General features: G+C 56.4%; 16 protein-coding genes. 12 read left to right on the top strand and 4 right to left on the bottom strand.

Annotation, left to right across the window (positions count from 1 at the left end):
- Positions 1 to 54: 54 nt before the first annotated feature.
- Together AB3175_RS03690 and AB3175_RS03695 are read right to left on the bottom strand one after the other, a co-directional pair.
- Positions 55 to 594 (bottom strand): (4Fe-4S)-binding protein, encoded by a 540-nt coding sequence (locus AB3175_RS03690; protein ID WP_367359595.1) that lies wholly within the window; start codon positions 592 to 594, stop codon positions 55 to 57.
- The gene (locus tag AB3175_RS03695; protein WP_367359596.1) at positions 578 to 2,569 is read right to left on the bottom strand and encodes an aldehyde ferredoxin oxidoreductase N-terminal domain-containing protein; all 1,992 of its coding nucleotides are present in this window, start codon (positions 2,567 to 2,569) and stop codon (positions 578 to 580) included. The genes AB3175_RS03690 and AB3175_RS03695 overlap by 17 nt, the downstream gene beginning before the upstream one ends.
- A gap of 444 nt (positions 2,570 to 3,013) precedes the next feature.
- On the opposite strand from AB3175_RS03695, the gene AB3175_RS03700 reads away from it, so the two are divergent.
- The 3 genes from AB3175_RS03700 (at position 3,014) to glp (ending at position 6,045) form a co-directional block, all read left to right on the top strand.
- A complete protein-coding gene (locus AB3175_RS03700; RefSeq protein WP_367359597.1) occupies positions 3,014 to 3,451 on the top strand; it encodes a hypothetical protein in 438 nt (145 codons plus the stop codon).
- Between the two features lie 463 nt (positions 3,452 to 3,914).
- Positions 3,915 to 4,121 carry a hypothetical protein gene (locus AB3175_RS03705; protein ID WP_367359598.1) on the top strand — a complete coding sequence of 69 codons (207 nt, stop codon included), beginning with the start codon at positions 3,915 to 3,917 and terminating at the stop codon, positions 4,119 to 4,121.
- Between the two features lie 712 nt (positions 4,122 to 4,833).
- Positions 4,834 to 6,045: a gephyrin-like molybdotransferase Glp gene (gene glp, locus AB3175_RS03710; RefSeq protein ID WP_367359599.1), complete on the top strand. Its 1,212-nt coding sequence runs from the start codon at positions 4,834 to 4,836 to the stop codon at positions 6,043 to 6,045.
- Between the two features lie 12 nt (positions 6,046 to 6,057).
- Here glp and AB3175_RS03715 read toward each other — a convergent pair whose 3' ends face one another.
- Positions 6,058 to 6,525: an HIT family protein gene (locus AB3175_RS03715; protein WP_367359600.1), complete on the bottom strand. Its 468-nt coding sequence runs from the start codon at positions 6,523 to 6,525 to the stop codon at positions 6,058 to 6,060.
- 554 nt (positions 6,526 to 7,079) lie between these two features.
- A complete protein-coding gene (locus tag AB3175_RS03720) occupies positions 7,080 to 8,651 on the bottom strand; it encodes an acyl-CoA carboxylase subunit beta (RefSeq protein WP_367359601.1) in 1,572 nt (523 codons plus the stop codon).
- Between the two features lie 134 nt (positions 8,652 to 8,785).
- Between AB3175_RS03720 and truA the strand changes: the two genes are divergently transcribed.
- The 9 genes from truA to AB3175_RS03765 all read left to right on the top strand — a co-directional run bounded on the left by truA (position 8,786) and on the right by AB3175_RS03765 (position 18,749).
- Entirely contained in the window at positions 8,786 to 9,526 is a 741-nt protein-coding gene (gene truA, locus AB3175_RS03725; RefSeq protein WP_367359602.1) for a tRNA pseudouridine(38-40) synthase TruA, read from the top strand.
- A gap of 66 nt (positions 9,527 to 9,592) precedes the next feature.
- On the top strand, positions 9,593 to 10,426 hold the full coding sequence (locus AB3175_RS03730; RefSeq protein WP_367359603.1) for an MBL fold metallo-hydrolase: 834 nt from the start codon (positions 9,593 to 9,595) through the stop codon (positions 10,424 to 10,426).
- A gap of 144 nt (positions 10,427 to 10,570) precedes the next feature.
- Positions 10,571 to 11,698 (top strand): DNA mismatch repair endonuclease MutL, encoded by a 1,128-nt coding sequence (mutL, locus tag AB3175_RS03735; RefSeq protein ID WP_367359604.1) that lies wholly within the window; start codon positions 10,571 to 10,573, stop codon positions 11,696 to 11,698.
- A 32-nt stretch (positions 11,699 to 11,730) separates the two neighbouring features.
- Positions 11,731 to 12,450 (top strand): hypothetical protein, encoded by a 720-nt coding sequence (locus tag AB3175_RS03740; protein ID WP_367359605.1) that lies wholly within the window; start codon positions 11,731 to 11,733, stop codon positions 12,448 to 12,450.
- Positions 12,451 to 12,473: 23 nt separating this feature from the next.
- Positions 12,474 to 13,463, top strand: coding sequence for a tRNA (adenosine(37)-N6)-dimethylallyltransferase MiaA (miaA, locus tag AB3175_RS03745; RefSeq protein ID WP_367359606.1), 990 nt, complete (start codon positions 12,474 to 12,476; stop codon positions 13,461 to 13,463).
- Between the two features lie 156 nt (positions 13,464 to 13,619).
- A complete protein-coding gene (locus tag AB3175_RS03750) occupies positions 13,620 to 16,283 on the top strand; it encodes a valine--tRNA ligase (RefSeq protein ID WP_367359607.1) in 2,664 nt (887 codons plus the stop codon).
- Between the two features lie 9 nt (positions 16,284 to 16,292).
- On the top strand, positions 16,293 to 17,144 hold the full coding sequence (nadC, locus tag AB3175_RS03755; RefSeq protein ID WP_367359608.1) for a carboxylating nicotinate-nucleotide diphosphorylase: 852 nt from the start codon (positions 16,293 to 16,295) through the stop codon (positions 17,142 to 17,144).
- 3 nt (positions 17,145 to 17,147) lie between these two features.
- Entirely contained in the window at positions 17,148 to 17,972 is an 825-nt protein-coding gene (locus AB3175_RS03760; protein WP_367359609.1) for a biotin--[acetyl-CoA-carboxylase] ligase, read from the top strand.
- A 12-nt stretch (positions 17,973 to 17,984) separates the two neighbouring features.
- Entirely contained in the window at positions 17,985 to 18,749 is a 765-nt protein-coding gene (locus AB3175_RS03765) for a type III pantothenate kinase (protein WP_367359610.1), read from the top strand.
- The last annotated feature ends 166 nt before the right edge of the window (positions 18,750 to 18,915 follow it).

The raw sequence follows: 18,915 nt of genomic DNA on the forward strand, positions 1-18,915 counted from the left end.
GGATTCAACCGGATAATTTCACTGGATGTCGTTACGTTACGGAGCGCTAAGCCCTCAGTCCTTCAGCTGCATCCGGGAAAAGGCATCCTTCATCTTCTCCCAGCCGTACTTGTCCACCATGGACGCCAATCCGAACTCCACATCCTCCATCTCTACGCTCTCGTCGGCCTCTTCTTCCACCTCTTCGTAGGTGAGCACGTCGCTGATGCACCATTCGACACATTTCGGAACTTCCAAAGGGGGATCGCTTTCACACATGTCGCAGCGAAGGGGGAGACCGGAATCCGGCTCTTTGAACCTGTCCCGGGCCGGACAGGCAGCCCGGCAGAAGTCGCAATCACTGTATTCCTTGCCGTCGATTATATACGTTTCCCGGCCCATGCATTCGGCTGCGGTGTACTCACCTGCAAACACTGGAAGCCAGATGTCCGAGGTAGGGTGACGGACAATCTTAATGCGGGATCTAGCCGGATTGATGACACTATATTTCGGGACCGAGTGAAAACCGGCACAAACCATCTCACAACCCCGGCAGCCATTGCACTTATCTGCATCAACCTTGATTCTCTTGATTTTCTTAGTTATTTTCGCCATCTCTCAATATCCCTCTCTTCATTAAGTCTTCCGCGACATAATCCAAATCTAATTCATGGAGTCGTTCTTTCGTGGGAACGCCATCCAGATTCCATCCCTTGTACTGATAGTATGTATCCAGCAACTCTTTCTCCAGTTCGGGATAACGTCTCTTCCAGTGATCTTCCGGCGCGTTCTCATCTTCCCTCCTGAAGCCGTACCTGAGATTCAGTGCCCGGTGCAGGTTCCTGTTGCGATTGACAATTTTCTTCAGCTTTGCTTCATCCATTTCAATCCCTGTCGCCGCCTGGATAACCCTCGGATAGTTGTGGATATGCCAGGGTGGCTTCAGGCAGAAGCCGGACATCCCGCAACAGATGCAGCAGGCGTCATCGATGTTGTGCATCATCTCCATCCAGTCGACAATCTCACTGCACATGTAAGGCGTGGGGAAGAAGGGGATCGATTTTTCTCCCCGGGGTTCCCAATCCAGAACGTACTGTTTGAAGTGATCATCGGGGAGCTGCGGCCAGTCTCTGACGAATTCCTCTCTCATCTCCATGGTGGGGAATGCCGCCTGGGGCCAGTTCCCCTCGATCTGGGTGATGCTGATCTTTTCGTTGGTCGTATACATGAGGAAATAAATGGGATCCAGCGTTCCCAGCTTGAGTGGCAGCTGCTCATGCTTCTTGATCGTATTGTGGTCAAAGGCTTCCGCCCCATTGCCGATCGCTCTGGCCGCCCAGTAGACACCGTCGGCCAGGAGATTGCCGATGCCCTGCCGATAGGCCGTCCGATCCATCAACCAAAGGAACCGCTCCTCGGTCTCTTCCGGGCAGGGTGGGTATTCGTCCGTCCCGACCAGATCTTCCTCGGTCAGAATGCCTGCCTCAATCAGCTCGACACCGAAGGCGAGGATCTGCGGCGTTGAGAAGGAGTCAAATCCATACTCCGTCGCCCGCTGCAGGGCTCTCCAGGACCAATCCAAGCTGTCGACATAAGCCGCCATGGCGTACGTCATCTTCCCGAAACATTTTGCCATGTAACGGGGCGTATCCTTGAAGGCGATCAATGCCCCGCAATGTTGGGGGCAGTTGTAGCAGCTGATCAGCCGTTTGATCCCGGCCAGCTGCGTTTCAGGCCATTCCACGGAAATGTTCTCGTCCCAGAATCCCCTTCTCCGGACGCGTGCATTTCCCCACATGAAATTTTCCGTATGCCACTTCTCATCGGTATGCACCATCTCCTGCGGCGAGCCGATCCCGGCCAGAATGGTCATGACTCCGGGGATGGGGTTGGCGTTCCGGTAATTGATGTAAGCCATCATGTCCATCATCTCTTTCATGAAGGCTTCACCGTCGTACAGGTTGATGTCCTTGGTCCCCCGCACCGCAATGGCCTTGACCTTCTTGTCTCCCATGATGGCGCCACCGCCAAGCCGGCTGGCACTCGACCGGCCCTGTTCCATGGACGCGGTGAAGCACCGATTTTCTCCCGCCGGACCTATGGCGAAGATCTGGGCATCGGGCTCTTTAAGCTCCTCGCGGATAAGATCCTGAGTTTCGTATGCACCCCTTCCCACGAGATGAGAGGCATCACGCAGCTCGACCTTGTCGTTCTTTATCCAGATATAAACCCAGTTGGGCGATTTGTTGTTCAATATTACTTTGTCGTAACCCGCGTACTTGAGTTCCGCGGACCAGAATCCTCCCGAAAACGGATACGCCAGCATCCCCGTCTGGGGGGAAACAAAGGTGACCAAGGTACGATTCGCACTCCAAGCCGGTGTGGCATTAAGAAGACCGGAGCTGAAAATCATCATGTTCCCATCGTCAAAAGCCTTCGTTTCCGGAGGGACTCTATCCCAGTGCAGCTTGACATTGGTGCCCAGCCCTCCAAGATGGGTTTCGACTAGTTTTGGATCAGTTTCGACTCGCTCTATGTTTCCCGTCGCTAAATCAATCTCCAAATTATACCCCGTCTCTGCATACCTCATATCGCTACCCCTTTAAAATATTGGTTACATTGTGACCGTTTCATAGCACAGCCCAACTGATTGTCAAGGAAAATTTGTCATATTTTGTCATTAAATAGATCGAAGTAATTTATAGAAATATTCTTCGCTTTAGGCTATCGATAACATAAGTTGATGTTCTGTTTCCATCCCCCCGGAGGCTTCTGCACCCTTAGCCGCATGAAAGGTCAACATCAGGCGAGACATGTTCATTATATTGTAAATATTCATAATATATTTTTATACATCATCATTTTCTCCGTTTTGTCCTGAAATAAAACAGCCCGATCCGCTTTTTTATCCCCGAAATAAATTCTGTTATTCAATGTGAGAAAAACAGATATTTTTCTTGAAATGCGGAGCGGATTCTTATATTGGATAAACCAATTCATAATTAGAAAGATCATGAGCAAGGAGGAACAGGATATGTCTTTAGGAGCAGGAACTGTTAAGACCTACATCACCCCTAAGCCTTTCACACCGCAGAATTTCAAACCCCACCCCGCAAAAGAGACTCTGTTGATCATCAGCGAAACCGTTCGGTTCGCCCTGAAAAACCTGGGCTACTCAGTGGCGGAGGCTCCAGGTTATGACCCGGAAATCATTCGACAGATCCAGGCCGAAGGTGAGGTTATTTCGGACTTTCTGGCCAAGGTTCTGCGGGCCCGGCGGACGGCCGACAGAGATGAGCTCAAGAAGCTTACTGATACGCTGAAGGAACAGGTTTCAGCCGTTTTGGCCGCAGCTGAGCAGCTCAAGGCCATCGCCGCAAACACCGGCAAACCCGAATGGGTGAATGTCTACCTGCAGACCGTCGTAACCAACCTTGCAGAAGTCGAAGCTCATGTAAAAAGACTTCCCTGAGTACAAGGCTCTGCGGTAAACAATCACGGAGTCCGGCAACCGATGAACTGATGGGGCGGGCGCCGCAGCCTTGAACGCGCCGGATGTGTGGAACGGTCTCAGGGAACATCGGTGACGATCGATCTGCTTATGAGCTGCCAGCCAGCCCTGCGACAGATCGAAGAGGCGCTGACCCTTGAGAAGCCCGATCTGGAAGATGAAGAAACAAACAAGCAACAGGCCGGCTGTATATTACGCTGTCAGGCGGCAGGAAACGCTTCCATCGCCCGTCAACACTTTTGCTCAAGGGATGAATAACTCCTGCAACCACTGCCTGATGCGCTCCTCTAAGTATTGACGGCCGGAAAAACACTTGTCCCGGCCTTGTTGGTGGTTGTCGCACTCTGAGTTTCGGATTGCTGCCCGCTGAATAAATACCTCCGTGGGCAATGATTTTTTAAAAATATTGAAGGGGAGAGATAGAATGGAAGAGATTAGCAAAGATAAACTCAGCTTGAAGGAATTCGAGAAAAAACCGGATGGCACCTGGGTTTGTGTCAGGAATGCGGACATCCAGACCAAATCGGGTAAGGTGATCAGGGTGCTTCCTGGCACCGTTTTCAAAAAAGGTTTCCCCCTCTGGGGTGGTTGTCAAGTTGCGGAAACACTTGACGAAGTGAGTTCGAGTTAAAACATTCCTGGCTGCAAGTTCCAGAGTGCCGGGAAAAACTGTTCATCGAGCGGGAGGATATCGCTCTTGCTTGCTGATGGTTGGCGGTTTCACCATCTGGCCCTTTACGCAGACGGTTTCATAAAAAAGCGGCCAAAATTTTCAACGCTCTCTATAGAATGGCCGGATATGTCTGCTGCGGCTGCTGATCGAAAGCCCGAAGCTAAGCGCCACCGGCTGGCAATTCCCTTGTGCCGAATTGCCAGCCGGTCCCCACCTGTCGTTATGGCGCTGACCAGTTCACCGAATACGGGTCCCCGCGCTTTTTCGCAAGAGACTACCACCGTATCGGCTTTCCAACCACTGGCGGTCCCTTGAGGTGAGGTTTTCCGCTGCAACCTCTAATTTCCTGAGATGGGCTACCCTCTTTTTCAACGTTCACCAGGTTGACAGAACCTGGGAAAACGAACCCCACGGCCCCCTTGAATCCCTCACCCGTCGTCGGATAGGGATCGGACATACCCTTTTTCTCTATGATTCAGCACCTGGAATCGAGACACGTCCTTTCCGGACTGATCAGGTTACCCGTCAAGTCAAGCTGGTTTTTCCCCTGCCGGATTTCTGCGGCAGCGACAGGATGCCGTCGGAATCCTAACCGGATGTTTGAAGAAGCATTCGCCTCTCTGGCGAACAGCAGATCAAGTTCCGGTCTCTTTTTCTAAGGAAATGCATTATGAAATCTCTGTCTATTGGTCTTGAAGAGGCTCTGCGATTGACCCAGGAGGGCATTACCCCCCTTTCCGCGGAAAATGTTTCCCTGGTTGAAAGCGTTGATCGCATCGCGGCCCGTGATCTTTTTGCCTTGGTCGATTCCCCCTCCACGGATTCTTCCCGCAAAGACGGCTACGCGGTCCTGGCCCATGAGGTCGCCGGGGCTACAGCCGAAAATCCTGTCCGGTTGAGGCTGCTGGGTTCCATGGCCGCTGGTGGGAAGACGGATATCCAGGTCAGGGAGGGGACGACGGTCAGGGTCTTGACGGGAGCCCGCATCCCGACCGGAGCTGACGCCGTGGTCGCGGAAGAATATGCCCGGAAAGAGCACTCCCATGTGCTGGTGGAAAGCTTTGCCCAGCCCAAGAATGTTCTGAGGCGCGGCAGTGATGTGGCCAAAGGGCAATGGATCCTCCGTGCCGGCCGGCGGATATCGCCTGTCATGGCAGGCCTCCTGGCCGCCGCAGGACATAGCAGTGCCCCCGTCTTCCGTAATCCCGTTGTCGGAATGCTCGGCACCGGCGATGAAATTGTCGAACCGGGGAACCCTCTAACGGATGGGAAACTCTATGCGAGCAACATCACGACCCTGGCCGGATGGTGCAATCGATACCGGATGAAAAGCCGTACGGCCATCGTCAGGGATGATCGTGCTGCCCTGCTGTGCGCATTGAAAAACCTGGCGGACCAAACGGATGCCCTGATCACCAGCGGCGGGGCCTGGGTGGGGGATCATGACTTGGTGGCTCATGTCCTTGAAGAGCTTGGATGGAAGAAGATTTTCCACCGGATCCGCATCGGACCCGGTAAAGCCGTTGGTTTCGGCATGCTGGATCGAAAACCCGTTTTCATCCTGGCCGGTGGCCCCCCATCCAACCTGATGGGATTTCTGCAGATCGCCCTTCCCGGAATCCTTGCCCTTGCCGGTCACACAAACCCAGGCCTGCCGACGATGACTGCCCGGCTTGCCTCGGACCTCAGCGAAGGCGAAACCGATTGGACGGATTTTTTCTTCGGCACCCTCGAAAACCATGAAGAATTACCGGACTTCCGTCCCATGGCGAAACGCAGCCGCTTGAACTCCCTTGCCGAGGCTACGGCAGTGGCCTCCATCCCGGAAGGGAAAAAGGCTCTTCCGGCGGGATCCATCATTTCCGTGCAGCTGTTGACATAGGAAACACATCACTCAGAATAAAAACCGGAATCCATGCCTGTTCACACGATCCCCGTAGGCCGGCACAACGTGCATATGGACATGCTGATATTCCTTCCCGGAATCGGGACCTTCGTTGAACCCCATGGAAAATCCGGAAGGGGCAACATGCGTCGCTCCGCGGAGAAATTCAATACCGGAATGGCATCTTTCAATGACCCTCGTATCGGATTTTTCCGCCAAAGCAATGTAGTGTTCATACCTTTCAATAAAATTGATTCGGTGAAACTGATTAAAGAGAACCCTCCAGGCAACTTTTCGAAATTGAAGATATTCTTCATTGGTCAACTCGAAGATGCTTTCAACGTGCCTTAACGGTATAATTAAAAAGTGGCCGACATTTTTAGGACAGATCTCGACCAGCGCGGCCAGCAAACGATCGCGGTAAAAAATATTATACGCGTTCGTTTCGATCATTTCGCAAAACTGACAATACCCCATGTTCGATTAATGCCTTTCAGATGCATTCCTGTTGGTGGAGCGCATGCGAGGAAGAAATGCGTCTTTCCGGAGAGTCCATCAAGACGGGAAAGGCCGGGGGGAAAGCATCTCCGGCAAAATGGCCTGATTTCTCTGTCCTGGGGTTACAGCCCCTGGCTCTTCGACGGACGCGTTCATGCTCATATCCAGTCCGCCACATCCGTCACAACCTCCTCTATAGGATCAAAACGGTCGGTGTCAAGAGATATATGTCTTACAGGACACATGCCTTCTGCAGGCTCTTCGTGACGGGAAGACGATTATCTGTGAACGCACCCCCTCTTTTTACACCCGGCGTTAGTAGAGGTTTCAGGAGCCCCTGCCACGAGGAGTTCCGGAACATCGTTCCCAAGAGTGCATGAAGGGTTCGGAATACAGAGGAGACTTCAGCGCCTTCGGCTGAGACCTTGATGAGAAGGGCTTCAGACCATGGAGGGGGAGAGAGACGGGATGCGCTCCCGTCTCAAGGTTCATGTTTCGTGCGGCTCTTTTCAGGACATTCGGAATAGATGACTTTACAGTGGGATGTTGTTGTGCTTTTTCGGAAGACGGTGCTCCGACTTTTCCTTCAGGGCCTCCAGCAGAAAGGCAATGCGTTTCCGGGTGTCCATCGGAAGGATGATTTCGTCGATGATGCCCAGGCCCGCGGCAAAGTAAGGATTGTTGAACTGCGCTTCATAGGTTTGGGCCAGCTCTTTGCGTTTGGCTGCGGAATCCTTTGCCTCCTGAATCTCCCGGCGGTAAATAATGTTGCAGGCGCCTTCCGCCCCCATGACGGCAATTTCCGCGGAGGGCCAGGCCATGACGTAGTCCGCGCCGAGCTGCTTGCTGCACATGCCGATGTAGGCCCCGCCGTAATCCTTGCGGACCACGATGGTGAGCTTGGGCACCGTGGCCTCCGAATAGGCATGAAGCATCTTTGCCCCATGGGTGATGATCCCCGCCCATTCCTGGCGGGTGCCGGGAAGATATCCGGGAACATCGGCGAAGGTCAGCAGGGGGATGTTGAAGGCATCGCAGAAGCGGATGAAGCGGGCGGCCTTATCCGAAGCGCTCACATCGAGCACGCCGGCCCCGAATCGCGGGTTGTTGGCCACGATCCCCACGGGACATCCCATAATCCGGATAAACGCGACAATCATGTTTTTAGCCCACAGGGCATGGGGCTCCAGCATCTCATGGTTGTCGGCGATTTCCAGGATGATCCTCTTCATGTCATAACTCTTTGATGGCTTGTCGGGAATGATGCTGTTCAGGTCCGGGCATTCGCGGTCCGGCTTGTCCGACGTCGGCATGATGGGCAGGGGGCTGTGACAGCTGTCGGGAAGATAAGACAGCAGCGTTCGGATTCTGTTGATGCAATCCCGGTCGTTGTCCATGGCGAAATGGCAGACGCCGCTTTTGGTGGAATGGACCAGGGCCCCCCCCAGGGCTTCATTGGTCACCTCTTCGCCGATGACGGCCTTGATGACATCCGGTCCCGTAATGCACATGTAACTGCTTCTTTTAACCATGAAGACCCAGTCTGTCAGGGCCGGGGAATAAACGGCCCCGCCGGCGGTGGGTCCCATGGTCGCCGTGATCTGGGGAATGTAGCCGGAGGCCAGGGTGTTTCGATAAAAGATCCCGCCGTAGCCGTCCAGGGCGGGAACACCTTCCTGGATGCGCGCCCCCCCGGAATCGTTGAGGGAAACGAAGGGCTTTTTTGCCGCGATGGCCATGTCCATCACTTTCCATATTTTTTTCGCCTGCATTTCCCCGAGACTGCCCCCGGAACAGGTAAAATCCTGGGCCGCTGCAAAGACGACGCGGCCGTCGACCCGGCCGAATCCGGTAATGACGCCTTCGGCAGGAATGTCTTTCTCTCCGAGGCCGAACAGTGTCGAACGATGCTTGGTGAAGAGCTGCACCTCCTGAAACGTCGCGGTGTCAAAAAGCAGGTCAAGTCGTTCCCTTGCGGTCAGCTTGCCCAGTTCATGCTGCTTTCTGACCATCTCCCTGCCGCCCATCCGCATTAACGTCTTTTTTCGGGATCCGTAATCCCTGATTTTTTCCGATGTGGTATTCGTCGAATTTTCCGTGGCCATAATCCCTCACAGAATGAAGTTAAATAGTTCGGGGAACCTGAAAAACCCCGGTTAAACAGGTTTTTCGAATTGACCATACTTAATTTAAAAAAGTATAATTGTACATAATTTTTTACAAAATCACCGTGGAGACGATGAAACGAAACATAAAACTTGTCCTGGAATATGACGGGACGGCCTATCGAGGCTGGCAGCGCCAGGGGCAGCAGCCGACCATCCAGAAAATTCTTGAGGAGGCCATCGGCAGAATCACGCAGGAATCCATTACACTCTATGGATCGGGACGGACCGACGCCGGGGTTCACGCCCGGCATCAGGTGGCCAACTTCAAAACGGAATCGGGAATTCCGGCGGGAAATCTCCTGCGCGGGATCAACAGCCTCCTTCCCGAAGACATTGCGATCAAGGAGATTCAGGAGGTTGAGGGGGATTTTCATTCCCGTTATTCCGCGAAGAGCAAAAGCTATCTTTACCGGATTTTCAATTCCCCGATCCGTTCCCCGCTGGAGAGACATTCCGCCTGGTTCGTCCGCGCCCCCCTCGAGTTCGATAAAATGGCCCGGGCCTTGTCCCTTCTTCACGGCAGCCATGATTTCACCTCTTTCTGCGCCGCGGGCAGCGACGTGAAATCCTGCGTCCGCACCGTTCTCAGGACGGAGATGCTCCTCGATTCCGGCCGGGTGATCTCAATCTCGATTGAAGCGGACGGCTTTCTGCGGCACATGGTCCGCAACATCGTCGGGACGCTGGTCGAACTGGGTGCGGGGGAAGAGGCCCCGGAGATCATCCAGGACATCCTGGAGGCGAGAGACCGGGGACGGGCTGGAATCACCGCGCCTCCCCAGGGACTTTTTCTGCAGGAAGTCCGGTATTGACGACCGTCTTCCGGTGCGGGAATAAGGGAAGAGAAATTTATAGAAAGAGAGAAGAACCCGGTCCCCATGGTCCATGTGATTCCAGATTGCGGCTTTGCACAGGCCTATGTCATCTCCGGAGCAGACGGCCTGATGGTCGTTGACGTGGGCAGCATCGGCGCCGCCATGGATGTCGAGCGGTTTCTTGCCGGCCGTCCGGACCTGTCCATCGAAGATGTCCGGTTTGTCACGGCGACCCATTTTCATATCGACCATATCGGCGGGATGGGAACGTTCCTGGAAAAATGTCCGCCAACAACAAAGATCCTCTTTTCTCCCCTGGTTGGGGAGTACTTCCACGGGAAAAGAAAACTGTCCCTGATCCGGAGCTGGTTCGTCGGTTTTATGCCCGCCTCCCTGTGGTGCAGCCGCTACGTCAGGAGGTTTGACCATCTGCGCGTTGAAAGCCTCTCCGGAATTCCTCTCCCGGGATTGAGAAATCTGATCAAACCGCCCTGCCCGGAAACGCGGATCCGGTACTTCGATCTGGACCTTTTTCCGTCTCGGAATCCGGCCGATGGACGGCGAAAGTGCCCCCAAGCCTGCCCTGTCGGTTTCGGTGATTGGAAAGTCATAGAAACACCGGGCCATACCGAAGATTCCCTCAGCTTTTACAACCCTGTCACGAGGGAGCTGATCTGCGGCGACCTGGTGATCAACACGGTCAAAAACGGTCCGGGCAGGCTGAACACCTTCTGCTGGAGCCGGAAGATAACGAAAAGGACCTATGACAAGCTCCGGACGGGGCTTGTCCCCCGGATTCTTTATCCCGGACATGGGTACAGGATCGCTCACCCCCAGAATGCCCTGGCAGACGTCGAAGTTTCACGGCTGTTCCTGCGGCGGCGGGTGTGCCCTTGAGCCCTTCTCTTCGGCATTGCATCGGGCAATCGTTTCTGATAGCCTCAAGCCCTGGGCAGGGATGCCGGAAAGCCGCGGAAGGCCATCCCACCCGGGCCGCGATGGCCCTTTCCTTAAAAGATCCCAATGAACTGGAGCAACTCTTTGAGCCGCAGAATTCACCTTCTTCCCGAAACGCTGACCCATAGAATCGCCGCCGGCGAAGTCGTGGAAAGACCGGCGTCCATCGTCAAAGAGCTCATGGAAAATGCCCTCGATGCCGGGGCGACGGAGATCACCATTGAACTGGAACAGGGCGGCTGCGGACTGATCCGCATTTCCGACAACGGGAGCGGCATCAGCGCCGAGGATGTTCCGCTGGCCTTTGCCCGTCACGCCACCAGCAAAATTGCGGAGTTCGACGATCTCTACCGGGTGCGGTCCTTCGGCTTCCGCGGGGAAGCCCTGGCAAGCATCGCCTCCATATCCCGGACGGAGCTGGTGACCCGGACCCCGGAGGCGCTGGCGGGTATACGGATCATTGTCGAAGCGGGAAAAATGATCGAAAGAGCAGAGGCGGGCTGCCCCGTCGGGACGACCGTGACGGTGAGCCGGATCTTCGATTCCGTGCCCGTGCGCAAGAAATTCCTCAAATCCGAAAACACGGAGCGGTCGTACTGCCTCGATGTGATTACCCGGCTGGCCCTGGCAAACCCCGAGGTACGAATCCGGGTTCTTGCCAAGGGGCGGGAACTCTTCTCCTACCCGGCAACGCCACGCCTGGTGGAGAGGATCGCCATCGTCCTCGGACAGGGTGACTCCCACCGGATGCGGCCGATCGAGGGCGGCGGCGCCGGGCTCAAGGTTTACGGATTTGCCTCCCAGCCCGACCTGACCTGTGCAACGGCGAGGCAGATCTACCTGTTTGTCAACCGGCGGCACGTCAAGGATTACCTTCTCAACCATGCGGTTATGACGGCCTATCGGCGGGTCATCGAGCCCCGGCGCTACCCGGCGGCGGTTCTCTATCTCGATCTGGATCCGGCCGATGTGGATGTAAACGTCCATCCCGCAAAGCTGGAGGTGCGCTTCCGGCAGCCGCGGATCGTCTACGAGGCGGTTGTCGAGGCCTTGTCCCTCATGCTCCGCGGCTTGGCTCAGCCCCCTTCCATCGAGCACTCCCACGGGCCTTCCGGGGCCCTCGAGAAAGCTCCATGCTGCGGGAAGAATACGCATCCCGGGTTTCCGAGGCGTTGCGGCGGTATTCCCTGGCGTCGGGAAGCCGGAAGCTGATGTATGGGAAGAGGCCGGAGTCAGAGGCAGAAATGCATCCAGCCGTCAGCCCCGAGATGGGATTGCAGACCCTGACGGCTTTGCCGCCGGCCTGGAACAGGAAAGCGGAAGGAGATTCTGCAGCCCCTGATCTGTTCGAGCCGGCTCCGCCGCGGAACCGTTCCCGTCCCGTCTTTTCGGACCTGGACTGTATCGGCTCTCTCTGGGAGACCTATCTGATTTTTCCCTCCCCCGAAGGAATGATCCTGGTCGACCAGCATGCCGCCCATGAGCGGGTCCTCTTTGAAAAGATCAAAGGCGGGGCCGAGAGGGGAAAGCAGGCCGTTCAAGGGCTTTTGATCCCTGAAGTCCTCAGCCTGTCCAAGGCTGACTTTGAACGGATTTCCGACCTGATCCCTCTGCTTGAGGAGGCCGGTGTCGAAGCGGAGCCCTTCGGCGGCGACTCGGTGGTTATCAAGGCCCTGCCCGCCCTGTTGGCCCATCTGGAAGCGGGGGCGCTCGCAAAGGATCTGATCTCCGAATTTTCCGATCGGGAGCGGGCTCTTTCCCTTGCCGAAAAGAGGGACAGAATTTACGCCTTCCTGGCCTGCCGGGGAGCGGTCAAGGCCGGTCACCACCTGACCCGTGAAGAAGTGGGGCAGTTGTGCCGGGATCTGGATTCCACCCCCTTTGCCGCCACGTGCCCTCACGGAAGACCGGTCTATGTTCTCTATCCCCAGCGGGAGATCGAACGGATGTTCAAGCGCCGGTAATGCATGGGAGCGGGCAGGATAACATGATCAGGGAGCAAGAAAAGCCCCGCCTCATCGTGGTGATGGGTCCCACCGCCGCAGGCAAAACCCGGACGGCCATCGCCCTGGCGGAGTTCTGCAACGGCGAAATCGTCAGCGCCGATTCCATGCAGGTCTATCGCCATATGGACATCGGAACGGCGAAGCCGACACCCGCCGAACAAGGTCAGGTTCGTCACCATCTCATCGACATCGTGAATCCCGATGAACCCTTCAGTGCAGCCTCCTTCATGGAGCGGGCCAGGGGCGCCATCACCGATCTCCATCGCCGGGGAAAGGGAATCGTCGTGACAGGGGGAACAGGTCTTTATATCCGCGCCCTCCTGGGGGGGCTCTTCGATGGTCCCGGTGCCGATGAGGCACTGCGCCGATCCTATGCCGCCATTCTGGAGCGGGAGGGAAAACCCGGCCTGTACGAGATACTGAAAACGAAGGACAGTCGCGCCGCAGCGATCATCCATCCCAACGATGTGGCGCGGACAGTCAGGGCCCTGGAGGTCCTGGAACTCACCGGCGTCTCGATCGTGGACCAGCAGCAGGATCATGGTTTTGCCCAGCGGCCCTATTCGGTCCTGAAAATCGGTCTGCGGATGGAACGTCCCCGCCTTTATGAGCGCATCGAAGCCAGGACGGATCAAATGATGGCGTTGGGATTCCTCGAAGAAGTTCAGGGCCTGCTGGATATGGGCTTTTCCGGGGATCTCAAGCCTATGCAGGCCCTGGGCTACCGGCAGTTGGTCAGGGTCCTGAAAGGCACCCTTGGCCTTGAGGAAGCGGTAACTTCGATCAAGCGGGAAACCCGGCGCTACGCCAAGCGCCAGCTGACCTGGTTCGGCGCTGATCCGGAGATTTCCTGGTTTGACGCCGGGGACAGGGAGGGGATTCTTCAGTCTGCCCGACGCCTTCTGGAGAGAAATCCCACCAGCAGATCCCCCCTCCAGAGCGGGGGAACACTGCAAAATCCCTTGACTTAGACAAGGGATAAAGATAAGGATGCGCCTTGAAATAACAAGTTCTTGCATTCGAATAGAAATCTACTCGAAAGGGCGCAGGGCCGACTTCCCGAAGGTGGGACAAGGGAGCATCAGGGCGGCATACCTGCCGCCCTTGTCATTTTTGGAGCACCTGTCATGGACAAAGGGTCTTTAAGCAAAGCGTATGAACCTCGGGAAGTTGAGGAAAGATGGTACCAATACTGGCTGGATGCCGGCTTTTTTCATGCGGAGGACGAAGGGGAAAAACCTCCTTTCGCCATTGTGATCCCGCCGCCCAATGTGACGGGAATCCTCCACATGGGGCATGCCCTGAACAACACGCTTCAGGACATCATCGTCCGCTTCAAGCGCATGCAGGGTTTCAATACCCTCTGGATGCCGGGAATGGACCATGCAGGCATCGCCACCCAGAACGTCGTGGAACAGGAACTGGCCCGGGAGGGGTTGACACGCCATGATCTCGGCCGGGAGAAGTTCATCGAGCGGGTCTGGGAGTGGAAGGCCAAGTTCGGCGGGGTCATCATCAATCAGTTGAAGAGGCTGGGATGCTCCTGCGACTGGGAGCGTCAGCGGTTCACCATGGACGACGGGCTGTCCCGTGCCGTCCGGGAAGTTTTTGTCCGCCTCTACAATGAGGATTTGATCTATCAGGGGGATTACATCGTCAACTGGTGCCCCCGCTGCCACACCGCCATCTCCGATCTCGAAGTGGAGTACAAGGAGGAGGCCGGCTCCCTCTGGAACATCCGCTACCCCCTTGCCGACGGCAGCGGTGAGATCACCGTGGCGACCACCCGCCCGGAAACGATGCTGGGAGATACGGCGGTGGCGGTTCACCCCGACGATCCCCGTTACAAGGATCTCGTGGGCAGGAACGTGCTCCTTCCCCTGGTGAACCGCAGAATTCCCATCATTGCCGATGACTACGTGACCATGGATTTCGGTTCCGGGGCGGTAAAAATCACGCCGTCCTCCGACCCCGCCGACTTTGCCATGGCCGAACGGCATTCGCTGGAAATCATCAACATCATGGACGGAAACGCCGCCATCAACGAAAACGGCGGCCCCTACCAGGGTCAGGACCGCTACGAATGCCGGAAGAACGTCGTGGCCGATCTGGAGAAGCAGGGTTTTCTGATCAGCGTTGAGCCGTACATGCATAACGTGGGACAGTGCTACCGCTGCAAAACCGACATCGAACCCGCCGTTTCCAAACAGTGGTTCGTCAAGATCAAGCCCCTGGCCAAATCGGCCATCAGCGCCGTGGTGAAGGGGAAAACCCGCATTGTCCCGCCCATGTGGGAAGCGACCTATTACGAATGGATGAACAACATCCGGGATTGGTGCATCTCCCGGCAGATCTGGTGGGGACACCGCATCCCCGTCTGGTACTGCGATTCCTGCGGGAAGATGATCGTCTCCACGCAGGATCCCGATGCCTGCCCCGATTGCGGGAATGCCTCCCTCCGGCAGGAGGAAGATGTCCTGGATACGTGGTTCAGCTCCGCCCTCTGGCCCTTTTCCACCCTGGGCTGGCCGGACTCGACGCCCGCCCTGAAGACATTTTATCCCACCTCGCTCTTAATCACCGGGTTCGACATCCTCTTCTTCTGGGTGGCCCGGATGATGATGATGGGCAAATACATCATGCATGACGTTCCCTTCCGGGACGTTTATCTCCACGCCCTGGTGCGGGACGAAAAGGGGGAGAAGATGAGCAAGTCCAAGGGGAACAGCATCAACCCCCTGGACATGATCGACAAGTATGGAACCGATGCCTTCCGGTTCACCCTGGCCGCCTTTTCCGCCCAGGGACGGGACGTCCGGATGTCCGAGGAGCGCATCGAGGGCTATAAGTTCTTCGTGAACAAGATCTGGAACGCCGCCCGCTTCTCCCTGATGAATCTTGAAGATTATCCGGCTGAAGGAAGTGTTGTCGCCACAGCGGAAAAATCCCTGAAGGATCAATGGATTTTGAGCCGGCTTCAGAGGACTGCCGGCGAGGTTGTCCGCAGCATCAACGAATACCGTTTCAACGACGCCGCCGCCGCCGTTTACTCCTTCTTCTGGCATGAGCTCTGCGACTGGTATCTGGAGCTTGCCAAACCCGCCCTGTACGGCAGGGAAACACCGGAAAGGCGCCTGGCGGCCCAGGCCACCCTGAAAGAGGTTCTTCAGGACGGACTGAAGCTTCTCCATCCCTTCATGCCCTTCGTCACGGAAGAGATCTGGCAGAAGCTTTCCCATGACGGGACATCCATCATGGTCAGCACGTTCCCCGAGGCCGATGAAGGAAAAATCGACGATGAGGCGGAACGGCAGATGGGCCTGGTCATGGATGTGATCACCTCCATCCGCAACATCCGGGGCGAGATGGGAATTTCCCCTTCCCGGAAGCTCCGGACCGTTCTTTCCGCTCCTCAGGACGGGGAAAAGGCGCTGATGACGGCGGCGCAGGGCGACATCATCAATCTGGCCGCTCTGGCGGAGCTGGAAATCCAGGGAGACATGGAGGAACCCAGGGGCGTGGCCACCGGCGTGGTCGGCTCCATGCGCGTTTTTGTCCACCTGGAAGGCCTCATCAACATCGCCGAGGAAAAAGCCCGGCTGGAAAAGGAAATGGCAAAACTGGACAAGGACCTGGCACAGGTTTCCCGAAAACTCGCCAACCGTGATTTTCTGGCAAAGGCGGCTGAGGCCGTCATCCGGAAGGAAGAAGAAAAGCACAAGGCCCTGCGGGAAAAGCACGTCCTTTTGAAAGCGGCCTACAAGAAATTTCAGACCATGGAAGAACGTTAGGAGTTTCCCATGATGCTTTCCGTACCGAAATTCATGATGGAGACCCTGATCCGTGCCGCCCTGGCGGAAGACATCGGCTCAGGTGACGTGACCACGGCATCCGTACTGACCGGGCAGGAAAAGGGGCATGCGCGGGTGGTGGCCAAATCGGACCTGGTGGTTGCCGGCGGGGACATCTTTGGCGAGGTTTTTCTCCTGGTCGATGACCGGATCCAAAGAACATCCTGTCTGCCGGACGGTATGCAGGTCCAGCGGGGGCAGGTGGTTGCCGAAATTTCAGGCCCCCTGGCCGGCATTCTGATGGCGGAGCGGGTGGCCCTGAATTTCTTCCAGAGGATGTGCGGCATCGCCACGGCAACCCGGCAATATGTGGAAGCCGTTTCCGGGACGAAGGCAAAGATTCTGGACACCCGGAAAACCGTTCCGGGGCTGCGCATCCTGGACAAATACGCCGTGCGGATCGGCGGAGGAACCAACCACCGCTTCGGCCTCGGCAACTGCATCCTGATCAAGGAGAATCACATTGAGGCGGCGGGCGGCATCGGCGAGGCCGTATCCCGGACCCGGCAGGCGGCGTCCCACACCCTGAAAATCGAAGTGGAAGTGAAAAATTTTCAGGAATTGGACGAAGCCCTCGCCGCAGGGGCCGATATCATCATGCTGGACAACATGAGCGTTGCGGATATGCGGAAGGCTGTCCGAAAGGTCAACGGCAGGGTCCCCCTGGAGGCGTCGGGAAACGTCACGCTGGCAACGGTCCGGCAGATCGCCGAAACGGGTGTGGATTTCATCTCCTCCGGCGCCTTGACGCATTCGGTAAAGGCGGCGGACCTGTCGCTTCTGGTGAGCTCTCAGGGGTGAAGCATGACCGAAAAGACTCTACAAGTCCTGCCATCGGATCTCAATGAAACCGCTTTACGGGAAAGGCTTCAGGGAAGGCGGATCGGGCGGACCGTTCATGTGTATCCGGAGATTGATTCCACCAACAGCGCCGCCTTTTCGCTGGGACATTCCGGGGCGGAAGAAGGGACCGTCGTAATCGCCGATTCGCAGTCGCAGGGACGGGGGCGCCTCCGGAGACCCTGGCAGTCCCCTCCCGGCCGCAACCTGTACACCTCCATTCTCCTCAAACCCCCTATCGAACCCGCTGTCGCGCCTCAACTGACGCTCCTGGCCGGGGTGGCCGTCGCGGATCTCCTGTCGACGTACTGTCCGGGCTCCATTCGACTCAAATGGCCCAATGATGTTCAGATCGAGGGGAAAAAGGTCTGCGGCATCCTGACGGAGATGAGGACTTCCGGTCACGGGATTGACTATGTTGTGGTGGGCATCGGGATCAACGTCAACATCAGGAAGGACGATTTCGACGAGAGCTTCCGGAACCTGGCGACATCCCTCCGGGACGAAACGGGGGGTCGCATGCTCTCACGCCTGGATCTTGCCGTTGGCCTGTATGAGCATGTTGAAAGGCGCTATGCCCGCTATCTGGCCGAAGGCTTCGGCCCTCTGAGGGAAAGCTGGCTTCAGTATGCCCGCATTGTCGGGGAGCCCATCGAGGTGATCTTCCGGGACGAACTCCAGGCTGGAGAAGTGATCGGGCTGGAGGAAAGCGGTGCCCTGCTGCTCCGGGACGACGACGGCAGGGAAGTGCGCGTCCTTGCCGGCGATGCGACGGTTAAGAAAAAATGAAAAGGACGGCCTATGCTTTTAGTCATTGATGTGGGAAACACCAACACGGTTCTCGGCGTGTTCGACGGAGAGGAACTGGTCCATGACTGGAGGATCCGAACCGTTATCGAACACACGGTGGATGAGTACGGCATGCTCATGTACAACCTCTACAAATCCAGCAAGATCAGCTCGAAGGCGATTCAGCACATCATCATCTCCTGCGTTGTGCCGCCGATGCTTCATATCCTGGAACGGGTCTGCGAGAAGTATTTTCAGGTAGAGCCCCTGATCGTCGGCCCGGGGATCAAAACCGGAATGCCTATCTTCTACGACAATCCTCGGGAGGTTGGAGCAGACCGGATCGTCAACGCTGTAGCGGCCTATGAAAAATACCGACAGGAAGCCATCGTCGTCGATTTCGGAACGGCCACCACCTTTGACTATGTTTCCCAGAAGGGCGAGTACATGGGCGGATGCATCGCGCCGGGGATCGTCATCTCCAGTGAAGCCCTTTTCAAACGAGCCTCCAAGCTGCCCAGGGTCGATTTCAGTACGCCGAAATCCATCATCGCCAAGGATACGGTCAGCAGCATGCAGGCGGGGATCATCTTCGGCTACGCCGGCCTCGTGGACGGGATCGTGGCCCGCATGAGAGAGGAGATCCAGTCCAATCCCCTGGTGATTGCCACGGGCGGTCTGGCCAGGGTCGTTCAAAGCGAGGCGAAAAGCATCGGCATCGTGGATGAAATGCTCACCCTGGACGGGCTCCGCCTGATCTACATGAGAAACCGCTGATCAGCAAACGCCTTTTCTCAAGGTCGTCTATCAATACGGTTTCTGTAGAGGAAATGGCCTTCCAGTCGGGAGAGGCGCCTGCTCCGGTCGAATGTCGGTCGACATTCAAGAACCGGCCTGAGGAGCAAATACGGGGGACACGATGGCCTGGTGGTTCTGTGTTTGG

Source organism: Syntrophus sp. (in: bacteria) (genome assembly GCF_040768185.1).
In the GTDB taxonomy this organism is placed as follows: domain Bacteria; phylum Desulfobacterota; class Syntrophia; order Syntrophales; family Syntrophaceae; genus Syntrophus; species Syntrophus buswellii.